This window comes from Mesorhizobium huakuii, assembly GCF_014189455.1.
Taxonomy (GTDB): Bacteria; Pseudomonadota; Alphaproteobacteria; order Rhizobiales; family Rhizobiaceae; genus Mesorhizobium; species Mesorhizobium huakuii_A.
The window spans coordinates 3,390,355-3,407,137 of sequence record NZ_CP050296.1; the positions used below are offsets into that span (position 1 = coordinate 3,390,355).

Sequence of the window (16,783 nt, forward strand, 5' to 3'; positions counted from 1 at the left end):
GCGACCTCCCTCATTAAGGGGAAGGTAAAGGAGTTCCATGACCGACTACACAAAGCTCATCGACGCCGAGACCTGGGCCTTCATCGAGCGGACCAATTCCTACTATCCGCCCGATACGATCGACTACACGATCGCGCAGCAGCGCGAAATCTACGACCGCATGTGTCGGGAATTCTTTGCCGGCTATCCCGAGGGAGTAACGGTCGAAACCTCAACCATTGCAACGCCCACGCACGATATCCCGATCCGCATCTACCGAAGCGCCCCGCAACCGGCGGCGACGGTGCTCTACATCCATGGCGGCGGCTTCATCCTTGGTGGGCTGGACAGCCATGACGATGTTTGTGCCGAGCTCTGCGCCCGCACCGGCTACGAGGTTGTTTCGGTCGATTACCGGCTGGCGCCGGAGCACCTGCACCCGGCCGCTTTCGATGATGCCATGAGCGCCTTCGCATGGGCTGCGTCCACCCGCGACCGACCCATCCTGCTCTGCGGCGACAGTGCTGGCGGCAATCTCTGCGCCGCCGTCGCTCACGCCACGCGCGGCCAGGCGAAGCGGCCGGTCGGCCAGGTGCTGATCTATCCCGGCCTCGGCGGCGACCGCTCAAAGGGCTCCTATGTCACGCATGCCGAAGCGCCGATGCTGACCATGCGCGATCTCGAATTCTACAAGCATATCCGCACCGGTGGCGCGGACCGGACCGGCGACGTAACACTTTCGCCACTGGCAAACACCGACTTCACCAACCTGCCGCCGACGGTGCTGATCACCGCGCAGTGTGACCCGCTGTCGTCCGACGGCGAGACCTATCGCGACCGCATCATCGCGGCGGGCGGGCGTGCCACCTGGTTCGAGGAGCCAGGTCTGGTGCACGGCTACCTCAGGGCCCGGCACACGGTCGGGCGCGCCCGCGAAAGTTTCACGCGGATCGTCGACGCGGTGGGAGCGCTTGGACAGGGCACCTGGCTCTGGTGAGCGGGTTCACGTCTCACTACGAGCCACGGTAACGCCGTTTCACGCCACCGAACGTGCCGCCGCTCGACCCGCGCTGCGGCCTGAAAAGATGCAACCGCCGAGGAACGTGCCTTCCAGCGCCGCATAGCCATGCACGCCGCCGCCACCGAATCCGGCCGCTTCGCCGGCGGCATAGAGCCCCGGCACCGGCTGGCCATCGGCGCCCAGCACGCGGCTGTCGAGATCGGTCTCCAGGCCGCCCAGCGTCTTGCGCGTCAGGATGTTGAGGCGCACCGCGATCAGCGGGCCGTTTGCCGGGTCGAGCATCTTGTGCGGCTTGGCCGTGCGTATCAGCCTGTCACCGAGATAGGCCCGCGCGCCGCGCAACGCGGTGATCTGCATGTCCTTGGAGAACGGATTGTCGAGCTGCCTGTCGCGGGCGCGGATTTCTCGCTCGACCTCAGCGACATCGAGCAGCGGCTCGCCGCCCGCGAGCGCATTCATGCGGGCCACCAAGGTCGAAAGATCGGCCTCGACAATGAAATCCTCGCCCTTCTCCATGAAGGCTTTCACCGGACCGGGAATGCCTGATGTCGCGCGGCCCAGCACCTGCCACCAGCTCTTGTTCGTCAGGTCGGGATTCTGTTCGGAGCCCGACAGGGCGAACTCCTTCTGGATGATTTTCCTGGTCAGGATGAACCAGGAATAGTCGAAGCCGGTGCTCATGATGTGGCTGAGCGTGCCCAGCGTATCGAAGCCGGGATAGAGCGGCACCGGCAGGCGTTTTCCCCTGGCATCGAGCCAGAGTGAGGACGGGCCGGGCAGGATGCGGATCGCATGGTCGGTCCAGATCGGCGCCCAGTTCTTGATGCCTTCGACATAGTGCCACATGCGGTCGCGATTGATGATCGAGCCGCCAGCGGCCTCGGTGATCGCCAGCATGCGGCCGTCGACATGGTCGGGCACGCCGGTGATCATGCGCTTCGGCGGGGCACCCAGCCGCTTCGGCCAGTTCTCCTGCACCAGCTGGTGGTTGGCGCCGATGCCGCCTGAAGCGACGATGACCGCTTGCGCGTGCAGTTCGAAATCGCCTGAGATGTCGCGCGAACTCTTGTGGCCGCGTTCGACCGTGCTCGACTCAAGGATGTCGCCGCGCACGCCGGCTATGACAGCGCCCGTCCGCGTCAGTTCATTGACCCTGTGGCGGAACTTGAAGTCGATCAGTCCGCGCTTTTGCGCCTCGCGCACGCGCAAGACAAAAGGTTCAACCACGCCGGGTCCGGTACCCCAGGTGATGTGGAATCTGGGCACCGAATTGCCGTGGCCGATGGCGTTGCCGCCGCCACGCTCGGCCCAGCCGACGACAGGAAAGAATTTCAGGCCGCGCTCGATCAGCCAGGAACGTTTCTCGCCGGCGGCGAAGCCGACATAGGCCTCAGCCCATTTGCGCGGCCAGAAATCCTCCGGCCGGTCGAAAGCGGCGGTGCCCATCCAGTCCTCGAGCGCCAGATCATGCGAATCGCGGATGCACAAGCGCCGCTGCTCGGGCGAATCGACGAGGAAAAGCCCGCCGAACGACCAGAACGCCTGGCCGCCCAGCGATTGTTCCGGTTCCTGGTCGACGATGATGATTTTCTTGCCGGCCTCGGCAAGCTCGGCGGCGGCAACCAGCCCTGCCAGGCCGGCGCCGACAATGATCACGTCCGCATTGTCAGCCATCTTTCCTCCCAGAATTAGCCGGCTATTAATGCAAAGACTTAGACGGCCTCCCAGCCGTCCTTGCCGCCGGCGCGGAAGATGGCGTCGATGACCTTCTGGTTGAGCACGGATTCCTCCAGCGTGAAGACGCGCTCCTTGCCGCCCTGCGCCGCGCGCGCGAAGGTTTCGACCTCCAGCCGGTACTGCTGCGTGCCGGGAAAGCGGAACACCTGCGCTTCGGTGTGGTTCTGGTTGTGCAGTTCGACGCGGTGATGATCGTAGAGCCCGGCGTTGAACGGGGAAAAGACCTCGATGAAGCCCTTCTCGCCGTGGAACACCATCACCTGGCGCGCCGCCATCTGCGTCGACAAATAGAAGGACAGTTCGAAATCGCCGAAATCGGCGCGGATCGAGGAGTAGATGTCGGTGCCGAATGTCTTGTCGCGCTCGATCGTCGCCTGCACGCGCAGCGGCTCCTTGCCGGTCGAAAATCGCGTCGATACCGTCGGATAGACGCCGATGTCGGGCAGCGCGCCGCCGCCGAGGTCGAGCTGGTTGCGCATATTGTTGGGGTCGACATTGTAGTAGGAGAACGCGCCCTGCACATGGCGCAGCCGGCCGATGGCGCCGCTGGCGATGAGGTCGCGCACCTTGATCCATTGCGGGTGGTAGATGACCATGAAGGCTTCGCAGACCAGCACCTTTTTGGCGTCGCGCAGCTTGATCAGGGGGCAATATCCTTGGCGTCGAGCGCGAGAGGCTTCTCGACCAGCACATGTTTTCCCGCTTCAATGGCTTTCGCCGTCCACTCGACATGCTGCGAGGTCGGCAGCGGGATATAGACGCCGTCGACTTCTTTGGAAGCGAGCAGTTCCTCGTAGGAGCCAAAGGCATGGCGGGCGCCGAAACGGTCGGCCAAGGCCTTGGCCTTCGACAGGTCGCGGCTGGCGATCGCCGACAGCACGCCGTTCTCCGCCTCGACGATTGCCGGCAACAACTGCTCGCGACCGATCTTGGCCGTCGACAACACACCCCATCGGAACATTACGTATCTCCATCAACGATTGCAGGCGACGAGGTTTGCCCGAAATCGATAGAAAAGCCAATGCGGAGTGCCGTAGCAACTAGCCCCGCTTGCCCGTCAGCGTCATGTCGAAGTCGACGACGTTGGAATAAAGCGGCGTGCCGACATCCATGCCGTAGCGTGACCGCAGCACCTTGCCGGTGACATGGAATTTGATCGTGCCGCCCTTCAACCCGTCGAGTTCGGCGGTGAATTTTTCCGGAAACGTCTTGCCGCGCGCCGTCAGCCTGCCGGTGACGAGAGCTGATGTGTCGCCGGTGCGGGTCACGCTGGTCGAGCGGAACTGGATCTCCGGGCTGTTGGCCGCATCGAACACCGCGTCGGAGCGCAGGAAGGCGTCGATGCGGCTCTGGCCGGTGCCGACGCTTTCCGGATAGATGGTAAGGTCGACCTTCGAGCGCCCGACATCACCATTGTCGATGCGGATCGTGCCCTTGAAGCGGGCAAAGGCGCCATCGAAGCCGCCACCGCCGGCCTTGCCTATGGTGAAACGGATGCTGGAGCCTGCCGGGCTGACCGTGTAGCTGCCGGCGGCGTCGCTCAACGCCACGGCCGCGGCTGCGGGCACGGCAAGGCATGCGGCAAAAGCCGCGAATCCAAGGATGCGCGCATGCATGGGATTGTTCCTTTCCTGGAGGCAACGCTTGTTCGCGTCCTCACCCCCACAAACGCGCAGGGCCTCCGCTCTATTCCCCGCCTGACGAAGGTGTGATTATACGCCTGAGCACGCTGTCGCGCAGCAGGAAGTGGTGGCGCAGCGCGGCTGCCACATGCAGCGCGACGAGCGCGATGCCGGCATAGGCAAGATACCAGTGCGCCGCTGCCCAGAAGCTTTCGGCGGCATCGGATTCGGCGAGCGGCAGGTTCGGCATCACGAACAGGTTGAACGGCATGGTCGGGATTTCCAGTGTCGAGACCGAAACCAGCGCCCAGCCCGACAGGGGCAAGGCGATCTGGAAGGCATACAGCGCCAGATGCGCGAGCGGCGCCGTACGCCGCTCCAGAACGCCGACCGAAGGCGGCAAGGGCGGCGCCGCATTGCCGAGCCGCCAGGCAATGCGCAGGATGATGAGGCCAAGCAGCAGAAAGCCCAGGGATTTGTGCAGCTGGATCAGCTCGAAAGCGGTGCGCTGACTGGTTAGCCTCACCATAATGAAGCCGAGGGCGAACTGGCCGATGAAGATGATGCCGATCAGCCAGTGGAGGAGGATGGTTGCCCAGCCGTAGCGGGTTGGCGTGTTGGTGATTGACTGCATGGGAGACAAACGTTGCTGGGCCTCGCTTTCTTCCACCCTCCCCAAGGCCCACAAGGGGGGAGGGTGGTCGCGCCTCAGCCGCTTACCTTGAAGAAATCCACGAACGCCCTCAGCGCCGGGCGCATCTGCCGGCGGCTGGGATAGTAGACGAAGAAGCCCTCGAAGGCCGGGCACCAGTCCTCCAGCACGCGGATCAGCCTGCCATCGGCCAGCGGCGCGCGGACATAAGGCTCGAAGACGAAGGCAAGACCGGCGCCGTCGACCGCCGCTTGCACGATCAGATGGTCCTCGTCGAGGATCAGCGGCCCTTGCGCGGCGATCTCTATCTCCTCTCCGTCTTTCTCGAACTCCCAGCGGTAGAGGATGCCACTGGAGAAGCGGAAGCGGATGCAGCGATGATCGGCAAGGTCGCGCGGATGATGCGGTCTCGGCATGGCCGCGAAATAGGATGGCGCGCCGACAACCGCGCCGCGCATGTCCGGCCCGATACGCACCGCGATCATGTCGCGCTGCAGGCTCTCGCCAAGCCGCACGCCGGCATCGAAACCGCCTGCCACCACATCGGTGAAGCGATCCTCGATGACGATCTCCAGCACGATGTCGGGATAGGCCGATGCAAAGGCGCCGAGCCGCGGCGTCAGCACCAGATGCGCTGCCGTGCGCGGTACGCTGAGCCGCAGATTCCCGGCCGGCCGTTCACGCGACTCGACCGCCGTCTCCAACGCCAGATCGATCTCCGATAGCGCCGGCCGTAGCCGTTCGAGCAGTTGCGCGCCCTCTTCGGTTGGCGCGACGCTGCGGGTACTGCGCGCCAAGAGCCGCACGCCGAGCCGCGCTTCCAGGCTGGACACAGCGTGGCTGACCGCCGATGGCGCGATGGCCAATTCCCTGGCCGCGCCGCGAAAACTGCCGCATTGGGCGACGGTCGCCAACACGGCCAGTTGGGAGAGATGCGCTCGATTCATTGATCTATTTCTTAGAACGACCCGTGCGCAGATGAGCCGATTATCGAGCATAGCGCAAGGCACTACATCAGCGGCATCACAACAAGGAGACGCGTGATGCAAACCCGCAAGCTAGGAACTGAACTGAACGTCTATCCCGTCGGCCTCGGCTGCATGGGCATGAGTTTCGCCTATGGCGGCCAGCCGGAGGCAGAGGCGATCTCCACGTTGCACCGCGCCGTTGAGATTGGCGTCAACTTCTTCGACACGGCGGAAGTCTACGGCCCTTACGAGAACGAGATCCTGCTCGGCAAGGCACTGAAGTCGGTGCGTGATAAGGTGACGATCGCCACCAAATTCGGCTTCAAGATTCTGGAGGAAGGCACCGGCCTCGACCGCATGGCTGGCGTCGACAGCCGCCCCGAGCACGTCAAGGCGGTGGCCGAAGCCTCGCTGAAGCGGCTGGGCACCGATGTCATCGACCTCTACTATCAGCACCGTGTCGATCCCGACGTGCCGATCGAGGACACGGTCGGCGCCATGGCCGAGTTGGTGCGCGAGGGCAAGGTGCGCGCGTTGGGCCTTTCGGAAGCCAGTGCCGCGACCATCCGCCGGGCGCATGCCGTGCATCCGATCGCGGCCGTGCAGAGCGAATACTCGCTGTGGAGCCGTGACCCGGAAGACGACGTGTTCGCCGTCTGCCGCGAACTCGGCATCGGCTTCGTGCCCTACAGCCCGCTCGGCCGAGGCCTTTTGACGGGGGCGATTGCCAGGCCCGAAACGCTTGACGAAGGCGACTGGCGCCGCACCTTGCCGCGTTTCCAGGCCGAGGCCATGGAAGCCAATGCCAAGGTTATCGCCACGCTGGAAAAGCTGGCGGCCGAAAAGGGCGTGACCTCGGCGCAGCTGGCGCTGGCCTGGGTGCTGCACCAGGGCGATTTCATCGTGCCGATCCCGGGTGCGCGAAAGATACGTCATCTCGAGCAGAACACGGCGGCGGCCGGGATTGAGCTGAGTGCGGCCGAAGTGGCGGCGATTGGTGACGCGCTTTCGCCGGATAAGGTGATGGGCAAACGCTATACGGAGGAGTTGCTGGCGCTGGTGAATGGGTGAGCAGCATTCAGGATACAGAAAGGGGCGCTTCGGCGCCCCATTTTGTTGAGACGCCAACGCGAGGCGCCCCCCCTCTGTCCTGCCGGACATCTCCCCCACAAGGGGGGAGATTGAATGTCGTCGCGGCCTTCGCCAATCACCAGCGCTTGAAGGAAGGGCGGCACGGCCAAGCTGCCAATCTCCCTCCTTGTGGGGGAGATGGCCGGCAGGCCAGAGGGGGGCGCCTCGCGCCTACTTCTCTACCACGGCACCACCTCAATCTCAGACCAGCTCTCCTTTGCCCGCTTCCCCTTCGCCTCATGGGTCTGCCGGTTGTCCATCACCCGGTTCGGCGTGATGCGAAACGAAAAAATGTCGTCCAGCCCGAACGGCGCCACCAGCATCAACCGCCCATCAGCATCGTATCGCACCCCAACCGCATGCGTCTTCGAGGCGAAATGGCTGACGGATTGGCTGGCACTCGTATAGCGCGGGCACGGCTGCCCGAATTTCTGCGGATACCACAGATGCACCCGCGCCTGGTTGCGCACCTCGACCGGCAGCGCCAGCCCCTCGAAATGCCGTGCTGCCCGGCGAATGACAGCGTCCTCGGCCTCATAGGACAGGTCGCTGTCGTCAAAATAGAACAGGTCGACATCCTTGATGCCGTAACCTGACGGCTTGCCGGTCAGATGGTTCCAGACGCTGTTGTAAAGCGCGCCGGAAACCACCAGCCAGTCCGGCAGAGCCAGCGTGCGGGCACGCGCCAGCGCGTCGCGCACCAGCGGGTCCATCAACACGATGTCGAGAAACGCCGCGCGTTGTGCTTCGAACGGCAGCCCGGAATAGCGCAGATGCTCCATCGCCCTTTGGAGGACGATTCGCCATCTGCCCGCAAGTTTCGGAGCAATTCCAGGAAAAGTGTAAGACGGTTTTCCGTCCGGAATTGCGTCAAAACAGAAAGTTCTACCCGCGCAGCACGCCACCCGTCTGCTTGCCGACATTCTCGACGATGCGCTTGGCCAGCGTCTCGAAATCCTCGTCGGTCAGCGTCTTCTCGACCGGCTGGATAGACACCTCGATGGCGATCGATTTTTTGTCAGCGCCGAGCGACGCACCTTCGAAAATGTCGAACACCGAAACCGCGGTGATCAGCTTCTTGTCGGCGGCCAATGCCGCGCGCACCAGCGTGCCGGCCTCGATCGCTTTGTCGACGACGAAGGCGAAGTCGCGCTTCACCGCCTGGAAGGCGGAGAGCTCCAGCTTCGGCTTGGTTTTCGTCGGCTTGGCCTTCGGCTCGGGCACGGCATCGACGAACACTTCGAAACCGCAGAGCGGACCGGAAACATCGAGCCCTTCCATCGTCTTCGGATGGAATTCGCCGAACGTGCCGAGCACGGTCTTCGGCCCGAGCTTGATCGTGCCGGAACGGCCGGGATGATACCAGGCCGGTCCGCCCGCCTCGATCTGCAGCCGGTCGACCGGCGCGCCGCAGGCTTCGAGGGCGGCAATCGCGTCGGCCTTGGCGTCGAACACGCCGACCGGGCCCGAATTGCCGGCCCAGTTGCGGCCGGAGCCGTCGAGCTTGGCGGTGCCGCGCCGCACGCCGGCGGCCACGCGCCGCTGCTGGTCGGCGCCGTCGCCTTCATAGGTGCCCGAGACCTCGAACAGCGCGACGTCGCCAATGCCCTTGTCGGCATTGCGCTGCGCGGCGGCGATCAGCCCCGGCAGTAGCGACGGCCGCATGTCGGACATGTCGGCGGCGATCGGGTTGGCAAGCTTCAGCGCCGTCTGGCCGCCGCCGAACAGTTCGGCGTGCTTGGCCGGGATGAAAGACCAGGTGACGGCCTCCATCATGCCACGTACGGCAAGCGCCCGCTTGGCCGTGCGGGTGCGGACCTGCAGCGTGGTCAGGATCTTGGAATTGACCGCGTCATGCGCGCCGAGTGGCTGCGGGGCGATGTTGTCGACACCATGGATGCGCATCACTTCCTCGACGAGGTCGGCTTTGCCGTCGACGTCCGGTCGCCAGGAAGGCACCTTCACCTTGACGATGTCGCCCGAGCCCTGCGGCTCGAAGCCGAGGCGGGTGAGGATGTCGAGGCTTACCGCCTTCGGCACCTCGACCCCCGTCAGCCGCTTCACTTCCGACAGCGGGAAGGACACGATCTTCGGCTTGTGCCCGGCATAGCCGGCCACTTCCATTTCCGTCGGCGTTCCGCCGCAGAAATCGAGCACCAATTTGGTCGCGAGTTCGACGCCCGGCACCATGAATTCGGGGTCGACGCCGCGCTCGAAGCGGTAGCGGGCGTCGGTGATGATGCCGAGCGCACGGCCGGTGCGGGCGGTTGCGATCGGGTCCCACAGCGCCGATTCGATCAGCACGTCGGTGGTGCTCTCATCGCAGCCCGAATGTTCGCCGCCCATGATGCCGGCGATCGATTCGACGCCATTGTCGTCGGCAATCACGCACATCTCCGGCGTCAGCGTGTATTCACGGCCGTCCAGCGCCAGCACTTTTTCGCCGTCCCTGGCACGGCGCACCACGAGGTTGCCGGCCACCTTCGCGGCGTCGAACACATGCAACGGCCGGCCGCGGTCGAAAGTGACATAGTTGGTGATGTCGACCAGGGCGCTGATCGGCCGCAAACCAATGGCGATCAGGCGCTGCTGCAACCATTTCGGTGACGGGCCGTTCTTGACGCCACTCACCATCGTCAGCGCGAAGCCCGGGCAGAGTTCCGGCGCCTCGATCGTGACCTTCACGGGGCACAGCCCCTCGCCGACATGCGGCATGATCGCGCCACCCACAAGCCGTCCGAGCCCGCTCGCCGCCAGATCCCTGGCAATGCCGTAGACGCTGGTGGCATCGGGCCGGTTCGGCGTCAGATTGATCTCGATGACCGGATCATCGAGATGCGCATAGGACGCAAAGCTGGTGCCGACCGGAGCGTCGGCCGGCAGGTCGATGATGCCGTTGTGCTCGTCGGACAGTTCCAGTTCGCGCTCGGAACACATCATGCCATGGCTCTCGACGCCCCTGATCTTGCCGACCGTCAGCGTCACGTCGATGCCGGGCACATAGGTGCCGGGCGCGGCAAAGGCGCCGATCAGCCCGGCGCGGGCATTGGGAGCGCCACAGACCACCTGAACTGGTGGCTTGCCGTCGCCTGTATCGACGGTCAGCACGCGCAGCCGGTCGGCATCCGGGTGCTGCACCGCCGTCAGCACTTTGGCGATGACGAAGGGTTTCAGGCTCGACTTGTCGTCGACATGCTCGACTTCGAGGCCGATCGACGTCAGCCGCTCGACGATCTCGTTGAGCGAGGCGTCGGTCTCGAGATGATCCTTGAGCCAGGAGAGGGTGAATTTCATTGGGCTGTTCCGTCTGGTCTTTTGACGCTTGTTTTCAGATGTCTCGGCAAGTCGTCGGACATATGCAGGAAGGGAAGCTGCTCGCTGACATAGGCATGGTGCGTCGGCCTGAAATCGGCCGGCATGTCCATGGCGCCGAGCATGAAGTAGATGTCGTCCTCCAGCCGCTCGTCGACATAGGCGATGGGCGAGCCGCAGACGCCGCAGAAGGAGCGCGTCACCGGCCCGTTCTCGTACATCTTCAGCGCCTTGCCGGTGAAAGCCACCTGGTCGACCAGAAAGCCGACAAAGGCCGATACCGGCGCGCCGCTCGCCCGCCGGCAATCGCCGCAATGGCAATAGCTGACGTGATGCGGCTCAGCCGAAGCTTCGAACCGCACGGCGCCGCAGCGGCAGCCGCCAATGTGGGGCGCTGTCATGCGCTCAACCCGCCGAACAACGTCGGCATGTCGAGTGGCCTGAAACCGTAATGCGACAGCCAGCGCACATCCGCGTCGAAGAAGGCGCGCAGGTCCGGCATGCCGTATTTCAGCATGGCGATGCGGTCGATGCCCATGCCCCAGGCAAAGCCCTGATACTCGTCGGGATCGAGGCCGCCGGCGCGCAGCACGTTGGGATGCACCATGCCGCAGCCGAGGATCTCCATCCAGTCGGAGCCTTCGCCGAAGCGCACTTCGCCGGGCCGCGAGCGGTCGCATTGGATGTCGACCTCGAGGCTTGGCTCGGTGAACGGGAAGAAGGACGGACGGAAGCGCATCTTGACCGAGGGCACCTCGAAGAAGGCCTTGCAGAACTCCTCCAGCACCCACTTCATGTTGGCGACGTTCGCTGTCTTGTCGATCACCAGCCCCTCGACCTGATGGAACATCGGCGAGTGGGTGGCGTCCGAATCCTGCCGATAAGTCTTGCCCGGAATGACGATGCGGATCGGCGGCTTCTGCTTCTCCATGGTGCGGATCTGCACCGGTGAGGTGTGGGTGCGCAAAAGCTTGCGCTCGCCCTTCTCGTCCGGCTGGAAGAAGAAGGTGTCGTGCATCTCGCGCGCCGGATGGCCTTCGGGGAAATTCAGCGCGGTGAAATTGTAATAGTCGGTCTCGATGTCCGGACCTTCGGCGATGGCGAAGCCGAGATCGCCGAAGATCGCCGCGATCTCGTCAATGACCTGGCTGATCGGATGGATGCGGCCGCGCTCGGCCGGCGACTGCCGCACCGGCAGCGTCACGTCGACTTTTTCCGCGGCCAGCCGCGCGGCGATCGCCACATCCCTGAGTTCGGCCTTACGGGCCGTCAGCGCCTCGGTCACGCGGTTCTTGAGGCCGTTGATGGCCGGGCCCTTGAGTTGGCGCTCCTCGGCGGTCATGGCGCCAAGCGTCTTCAGCATCTCGGACACGGTGCCCTTCTTGCCGAATGCGGCGATGCGCACGGCCTCGATGGCCGGCTCGTCGGCGGCCGATGCGATGTCGGCCAGAAGGGAGCTTTCAAGCGTATCCAGGCCAGTGGTTGCGTCGTTCACGGTCAAACTCGCTACGTTGGAAATCTGCGCTAACGTGAAAGTCACGTTCAAGTTGATGTCAGGCATAAGAAAAACCCGCGCCAGCCGTGCCAGCGCGGGTTCCCCATAATCAGAATTGCGAATGCTTGGGAAGCGCTGGTCTTAGGCGACAGCGCTTTCAAAAGCGTTCGGCGTGGTGTTCTTCAGATATTCGAGCGCGACCTTGGCCTTGGCCACGAGCGCGGCGAAAGCCTGCGGCTCATGGATGGCCATGTCGGACAGGATCTTGCGATCGATCTCGATGCCGGCCTTGTTGAGACCATCGATGAAGCGGCCATAGGTCAGGCCGTGCTCGTGGGTCGCGGCGTTGATGCGCTGGATCCACAGCGCGCGGAACGAGCGCTTGCGGTTCTTGCGGTCGCGATAAGCGTACTGCAGCGACTTTTCCACCGCCTGCTTTGCGATGCGGATGGTGTTCTTGCGACGGCCGTAGAAGCCCTTGGCGGCTTTCAGGACCTTCTTGTGCTTGGCGTGCGAGGTGACGCCTCTCTTTACGCGTGCCATGTCATGATCTCCTTAAAAGCAATTCCAGGTGCCTGCGGCTTTCCGTTCGGAATTGCGTAAAACTACTGCGTGTCCAGACCGAATGCCTTAGAGGCCGTTCGGCAGAAAATTCTTGATGACCTTCTTGCCATCCGGTTCAGCCAGAACCATCGTGCCGCGGGCATTTCGAATGAACTTGTTGGAACGCTTGATCATGCCGTGACGCTTGCCGGCCGCAGCCGACAGGACTTTACCCGTACCTGTGATCTTGAACCGCTTCTTGGCGGCCGATTTGGTCTTCATCTTGGGCATTTTGCTACTCCGTCTAGTTGGCGCACTATCGCGCTTCTTGTTCGCTCCGGGCCGACCAAAGCCCGAAAAGCAAATGAAACCGCCACGGCATGCCCTGCCGGGCGGTTTTCTTGAACGGCGGTCCTATACGTCAAAGACGGCGACTGTGCAACACCTCAAGGTCGTGCGTGTCGTAAGCAGATGAGTTGTCCGGATTAGGTAGCACATGAGTTGTCCGGTTTTATCGTCAGCCCGCTGGAGGCTGAGGATGAGACGGACGGCATGGCTACAGGGCCGGAGAATGCAGAAGTTTCGGGACGTTTTGAGCCGTTGGAATGGCGGCGATCTTTCGATGCTGGAGGCTGGTGAGTTGTTGGGGATGTCGGAGCGGCAATTCCGGCGTTACCGCGACCGCTATGAAGAGGCTGGGGAAGCTGGGTTGCTCGATCGACGGTTAGGCAAGCTTTCGACCCGTCGGGTGCCTGCGGAAGCGATCGAGGAGATGCTGGAGCTTTATCGTCATCGCTACCTTGGCTGGAATGTGAAGCATTTCCACGAGCACCTGCTGCGCGATCACAACTTCAGCTGGGGCTATACCTTCATCAAGACGCAGCTTCACGCGGCAGGCTTGGTTGAACGGGCCAAGCGGCGCGGTGCTCACCGGCGCAAGCGCGAAAGGAAGCCGTGCGAGGGGATGATGCTGCATCAGGATGGCAGCCGGCATGCCTGGTTGGACAGCCAGCCTATGCTCGACCTGATCGTGACGATGGACGACGCGACGAGCACGATCTATTCGGCCTTCCTGATTGGGGAGGAAGGCACGGCGTCGAGCTTTCAGGGACTTCTGGAGACCTTTGTCGCCAAGGGATTGCCGTCAAGCCTCTACACCGATCGTGGCAGCCATTATTTCGTCACGCTCAAGGCCGGCGAGGCGGTCGACAAGAGCCGGCTGACCCAAGTCGGACGGGCGCTGCGGCATCTGGGCATCGAGCATATCCCGGCCTATTCGCCCGAAGCCAGGGGGCGCTCCGAGCGGATGTTCGCGACCTTGCAGGATCGGTTGCCCAAGGAACTGGCCCTGGCCGGCATTGCGGATATCCAGGCCGCCAACCGCTTCATCGCACAGACCTATCTGCCGGCTCACAATGCCCGCTTCGCCAGGCCGGCCGCGGTTGAAGACAGCGCCTTTGTTGCCGTCGACCCGCAGCAACTGTCCCAGATCCTGTGCATCGAGGAGGAGCGCGTCGTTGCCCGCGACAACACGGTCGCCTTCGCGCGACTGCGATTGCAGCTGCCGCACAGCCCGATCCGACATCACTTCGTCAAAGCCACGGTCAAGATCAGGCACTATCCGGATGGGACGCTTGCGGTCTTCCATGGGCCGCGCCGCATTGCACGATACATGCCCGATGGCACCGTAATCGAAGAAACTTGCCGCATCAGGCAAGCCGCGTGAACCGCTTCGACGCAAAACAGAAGCGGACAAACAATGTGCTACCAAACCGGACAACTTGATTAGCTACCGACACACCTCAAGGTCGTGCGAAGCGCTGAGGTGCTCATGACCCTTTCCGTACAAAATTGGTTCTGCCTATCGACTCGCCGGGAATCTTCAAGGGAGTTATACCGCCCCCGGCCGCAAGGAACCTCTCGCGCGGCCAACTGAGCCAGGGCAGGATCGGTTCAACTTTCCCGAATGCCGTTTTTTCATCGGTAATTTCGAGCACGACACGCACCAGAGAAATGCCAGGACCAAATGTCGCCGAAAGATTGTGCGGATCCACCTTGCGTATCGTCTTCGGATTGCTGGTATCTGTGAAGGTGACGAGCACCGGATAACGATCGCGAGGCACGTCCTTTGCGCCCCGAAAGCGCATGATAGCGGGTAAAAGCCCCTCGTAGTCGCCGCGGCTGTATCCCAGTTTGTCATCGAGAGTGTATTGGGCAATGTATGTGGTCTCTTCGCCGATCAGCGCGAAGAGCTTGCCTCTCTGTCCGAGGTCAACCACCGTCGCCTCTCCTTTGTAGCCTGACGGATAGACGTCAAACGCATTGGCTTCCTGCCACCAGATGTGAGATACGGCCGAGCCGGAAACCACCTTGCCGTCGACAAGAACCTCGACGGTCAGCTTCTGGTTCCACTGCCACACGTCGGCGAAGAGGCCGCAAGAGGTGAGGAACAGTGCAGAGACCAAGGCTAGGACAAGCGAAGGTCTGGCCGCAGATACGGAAGTAACCACCCAATTGCTCGACGTCATGCATTCCTCGCGGCCTTGCTCGCCGCGATTATTGCTACACTAGCACTGTGGCCAGACCGTTAAGCCGTCGAAGCTGTGGGTTGCGGTTGTTCTGCCTATCAACGTCTAAGGCAGCGTGAACCAGACCGGCAGCATGCCCGACTGCTGCGCACCGTCGATGAGTTCGAAGGCCGGCAGCGCGACCAGGAACACCAGCCCGTCGAGCAGCGTGGTCAATAACAGGCGCGGCTTGAAGCTGCCTGTATCGCCCTCCTGGTAGAGGGAAAGCTTCGGGAAGAAGCGCGGCACCTTGTCCAAATAGGCCTGATAGGGCGCGCCGAGCGCTTCCTTGAGAAATTTCTCTTCGCGCAGGATGACAATATGGAAGGCCCCCGCGCACAGCAGCGCGAACAGGATGATGCCCGAGAACGAGCCGATCTGCGCGCCGACGCCGGCCGCGGCCACCGTCGAGAACACATAGAGCGGGTTGCGGGTGATCGAATAGGGTCCGCCCGTCACCACCTCGGAGGATTTGCGCCCGCCTATATAGAGCGTCGCCCAAAGCCGCCCGACGATGCCGAGGAAGATCAGCAGCACGCCGAACATCTCGATCGTCTCATGCACCGGCGTTTCGGGTGGGAAGGTCGATTGGCCGAACAGCAGCGCCAGAAACAGCAGCACCACGAGCACGGCAAGCACCAGCCGACGCATCTGCTGGTAATTGCCCAGCCCGTATTTGAGTTCTTTGTCCAAGGGGAATCCGATCGTCGAGGAGCCTATTGCATGTCGCCCAAAAGTGGCCCCGGTTTTGGGAAGACGACGTGCATAAAAACAAAGCCGGCGATCGCAGCTGTGGCCGAGAAACAGGCGTCCCGCCGATCGTCGGGACGCCCTGTAGCACAATTCAGGCGAAATTGGAGCGCGACGGCGGCGCCTAACCTTAACGTGATCCAGGCTCTGAAAAAGTGTCCCACGGTTCTGCCGTGGGAACCTGCGACAATCGGGAAGCTGAGCAGACGACGCCCGGCGAAGCGAGCGGAGTCTGCTTAGCGCGGCGCCAGCACCATCATCATCTGGCGGCCTTCGAGCTTCGGCTCCGCTTCGACTTTGGCGATGGTCGCCACTTCTTCGCGCACCTTGTTCAGAAGCTGCATGCCGAGTTCCATATGCGCCATCTCGCGGCCACGGAAGCGCAGCGTCAGCTTGACCTTGTCGCCTTCCTCGAAGAAGCGCCTGACGGCCTTCATCTTGGTCTCGTAGTCATGGCTGTCGATGTTCGGGCGCATCTTGATCTCCTTGATCTCGATGACCTTCTGATTCTTGCGCGCCTCGGCCGCCTTCTTCTGGTTGGCGTATTTCAACTTGCCGAGATCGAGGATCTTTACGACGGGGGGCACCGCATTGGGCGATATCTCAACGAGATCGAGCCCCGCCTCTTCGGCGAGCAGCAATGCGTCGTTGATGGAAACATCGCCGCGGTTCTGGCCTTCGGCGTCGATAAGCTGGACCCGGGGAACCCGGATGTCACGGTTGGAGCGCGGCCCATCCTTGGTCGGCGCCGCTGCTTTGAAAGGTCTGCGAATGGTCGTGGTCTCCTTGGCCGTTTCGTTCAGGATTTGTCAGTCTTGATGCGTGGACGCGCCAATGTGGTGAGCGCGCGGGCGGAGTCAATAGCACAGCATTGATAGAAAATCACCCTGATCACCGCCTGCACCAAACAAAGAAGCAGCGCGAGCACTTTTCGCCACGCCTCTGGCTGTGCCACAAGAACGCCGTGCCAGAAGAGGGGCCCGAGGAAAAAGCCATGACCGCCACG

16 protein-coding genes and 1 pseudogene are annotated in these 16,783 nt (G+C 62.9%); 3 read left to right on the forward strand and 14 right to left on the reverse strand.

The annotated features are described in order from the left end of the window. Positions 1 to 37 precede the first annotated feature (37 nt). Positions 38 to 976: an alpha/beta hydrolase gene (locus HB778_RS16870; protein ID WP_183464840.1), complete on the forward strand. Its 939-nt coding sequence runs from the start codon at positions 38 to 40 to the stop codon at positions 974 to 976. A 39-nt stretch (positions 977 to 1,015) separates the two neighbouring features. On the opposite strand, the gene HB778_RS16875 is transcribed toward HB778_RS16870, so the two are convergent. From HB778_RS16875 to HB778_RS16895, 5 genes and pseudogenes are all read right to left on the reverse strand, one after another. After that, entirely contained in the window at positions 1,016 to 2,674 is a 1,659-nt protein-coding gene (locus HB778_RS16875) for an FAD-binding dehydrogenase (protein ID WP_183464841.1), read from the reverse strand. A gap of 38 nt (positions 2,675 to 2,712) precedes the next feature. Further along, positions 2,713 to 3,698: pseudogene (locus HB778_RS16880) on the reverse strand (Gfo/Idh/MocA family protein). A 79-nt stretch (positions 3,699 to 3,777) separates the two neighbouring features. Further along, positions 3,778 to 4,353, reverse strand: a complete 576-nt coding sequence (locus HB778_RS16885) for a YceI family protein (protein ID WP_183464842.1) — start codon at positions 4,351 to 4,353, stop codon at positions 3,778 to 3,780. Between the two features lie 70 nt (positions 4,354 to 4,423). Continuing rightward, positions 4,424 to 4,993: a cytochrome b gene (locus tag HB778_RS16890; RefSeq protein ID WP_183464843.1), complete on the reverse strand. Its 570-nt coding sequence runs from the start codon at positions 4,991 to 4,993 to the stop codon at positions 4,424 to 4,426. A gap of 74 nt (positions 4,994 to 5,067) precedes the next feature. Next, a complete protein-coding gene (locus HB778_RS16895) occupies positions 5,068 to 5,958 on the reverse strand; it encodes a LysR family transcriptional regulator (RefSeq protein WP_183464844.1) in 891 nt (296 codons plus the stop codon). A gap of 96 nt (positions 5,959 to 6,054) precedes the next feature. Here HB778_RS16895 and HB778_RS16900 point away from each other — a divergent pair, with 96 nt between their 5' ends. Continuing rightward, the gene (locus tag HB778_RS16900) at positions 6,055 to 7,050 is read left to right on the forward strand and encodes an aldo/keto reductase (protein ID WP_183464845.1); all 996 of its coding nucleotides are present in this window, start codon (positions 6,055 to 6,057) and stop codon (positions 7,048 to 7,050) included. 239 nt (positions 7,051 to 7,289) lie between these two features. On the opposite strand, the gene HB778_RS16905 is transcribed toward HB778_RS16900, so the two are convergent. From HB778_RS16905 to rpmI, 6 genes are all read right to left on the reverse strand, one after another. Next, on the reverse strand, positions 7,290 to 7,892 hold the full coding sequence (locus HB778_RS16905) for a nucleotidyltransferase family protein (RefSeq protein ID WP_183464846.1): 603 nt from the start codon (positions 7,890 to 7,892) through the stop codon (positions 7,290 to 7,292). A 103-nt stretch (positions 7,893 to 7,995) separates the two neighbouring features. After that, positions 7,996 to 10,404 carry a phenylalanine--tRNA ligase subunit beta gene (gene pheT, locus HB778_RS16910; RefSeq protein ID WP_183464847.1) on the reverse strand — a complete coding sequence of 803 codons (2,409 nt, stop codon included), beginning with the start codon at positions 10,402 to 10,404 and terminating at the stop codon, positions 7,996 to 7,998. After that, positions 10,401 to 10,823 (reverse strand): GFA family protein, encoded by a 423-nt coding sequence (locus tag HB778_RS16915; protein ID WP_183464848.1) that lies wholly within the window; start codon positions 10,821 to 10,823, stop codon positions 10,401 to 10,403. The genes pheT and HB778_RS16915 overlap by 4 nt, the downstream gene beginning before the upstream one ends. After that, entirely contained in the window at positions 10,820 to 11,917 is a 1,098-nt protein-coding gene (gene pheS / locus HB778_RS16920) for a phenylalanine--tRNA ligase subunit alpha (protein WP_183464849.1), read from the reverse strand. Before pheS ends, HB778_RS16915 begins: the two co-directional genes overlap by 4 nt. A 141-nt stretch (positions 11,918 to 12,058) precedes the next feature. Continuing rightward, entirely contained in the window at positions 12,059 to 12,460 is a 402-nt protein-coding gene (gene rplT, locus HB778_RS16925; protein ID WP_006201247.1) for a 50S ribosomal protein L20, read from the reverse strand. Positions 12,461 to 12,547: 87 nt separating this feature from the next. Further along, complete coding sequence (gene rpmI / locus HB778_RS16930; protein WP_006201248.1) at positions 12,548 to 12,751, reverse strand: 50S ribosomal protein L35; 204 nt, start codon at positions 12,749 to 12,751, stop codon at positions 12,548 to 12,550. Positions 12,752 to 13,031: 280 nt separating this feature from the next. Here rpmI and HB778_RS16935 point away from each other — a divergent pair, with 280 nt between their 5' ends. Next, the gene (locus HB778_RS16935) at positions 13,032 to 14,186 is read left to right on the forward strand and encodes an ISNCY family transposase (protein ID WP_183464850.1); all 1,155 of its coding nucleotides are present in this window, start codon (positions 13,032 to 13,034) and stop codon (positions 14,184 to 14,186) included. A 103-nt stretch (positions 14,187 to 14,289) separates the two neighbouring features. Here HB778_RS16935 and HB778_RS16940 read toward each other — a convergent pair whose 3' ends face one another. The 3 genes from HB778_RS16940 to infC form a co-directional block, all read right to left on the reverse strand. Beyond that, positions 14,290 to 14,988 (reverse strand): hypothetical protein, encoded by a 699-nt coding sequence (locus tag HB778_RS16940; protein WP_183464851.1) that lies wholly within the window; start codon positions 14,986 to 14,988, stop codon positions 14,290 to 14,292. 105 nt (positions 14,989 to 15,093) lie between these two features. Further along, positions 15,094 to 15,720, reverse strand: a complete 627-nt coding sequence (locus tag HB778_RS16945; protein ID WP_183464852.1) for a methyltransferase family protein — start codon at positions 15,718 to 15,720, stop codon at positions 15,094 to 15,096. A 293-nt stretch (positions 15,721 to 16,013) separates the two neighbouring features. Next, positions 16,014 to 16,550, reverse strand: coding sequence for a translation initiation factor IF-3 (gene infC, locus HB778_RS16950; protein WP_010912915.1), 537 nt, complete (start codon positions 16,548 to 16,550; stop codon positions 16,014 to 16,016). Positions 16,551 to 16,783: the final 233 nt, after the last annotated feature.

What these genes read in the sequence shown, in the direction of transcription:
- HB778_RS16870 (WP_183464840.1), top strand. Translation starts at nt 38, where the DNA reads ATGACCGACTACACAAAGCTCATCGACGCCGAGACCTGGGCCTTCATC.
- HB778_RS16875 (WP_183464841.1), bottom strand. Translation starts at nt 2,674, where the DNA reads ATGGCTGACAATGCGGACGTGATCATTGTCGGCGCCGGCCTGGCAGGG.
- HB778_RS16885 (WP_183464842.1), bottom strand. Translation starts at nt 4,353, where the DNA reads ATGCATGCGCGCATCCTTGGATTCGCGGCTTTTGCCGCATGCCTTGCC.
- HB778_RS16890 (WP_183464843.1), bottom strand. Translation starts at nt 4,993, where the DNA reads ATGCAGTCAATCACCAACACGCCAACCCGCTACGGCTGGGCAACCATC.
- HB778_RS16895 (WP_183464844.1), bottom strand. Translation starts at nt 5,958, where the DNA reads ATGAATCGAGCGCATCTCTCCCAACTGGCCGTGTTGGCGACCGTCGCC.
- HB778_RS16900 (WP_183464845.1), top strand. Translation starts at nt 6,055, where the DNA reads ATGCAAACCCGCAAGCTAGGAACTGAACTGAACGTCTATCCCGTCGGC.
- HB778_RS16905 (WP_183464846.1), bottom strand. Translation starts at nt 7,892, where the DNA reads ATGGAGCATCTGCGCTATTCCGGGCTGCCGTTCGAAGCACAACGCGCG.
- pheT (WP_183464847.1), bottom strand. Translation starts at nt 10,404, where the DNA reads ATGAAATTCACCCTCTCCTGGCTCAAGGATCATCTCGAGACCGACGCC.
- HB778_RS16915 (WP_183464848.1), bottom strand. Translation starts at nt 10,823, where the DNA reads ATGACAGCGCCCCACATTGGCGGCTGCCGCTGCGGCGCCGTGCGGTTC.
- rplT (WP_006201247.1), bottom strand. Translation starts at nt 12,460, where the DNA reads ATGGCACGCGTAAAGAGAGGCGTCACCTCGCACGCCAAGCACAAGAAG.
- rpmI (WP_006201248.1), bottom strand. Translation starts at nt 12,751, where the DNA reads ATGCCCAAGATGAAGACCAAATCGGCCGCCAAGAAGCGGTTCAAGATC.
- HB778_RS16935 (WP_183464850.1), top strand. Translation starts at nt 13,032, where the DNA reads ATGCAGAAGTTTCGGGACGTTTTGAGCCGTTGGAATGGCGGCGATCTT.
- HB778_RS16940 (WP_183464851.1), bottom strand. Translation starts at nt 14,988, where the DNA reads ATGACGTCGAGCAATTGGGTGGTTACTTCCGTATCTGCGGCCAGACCT.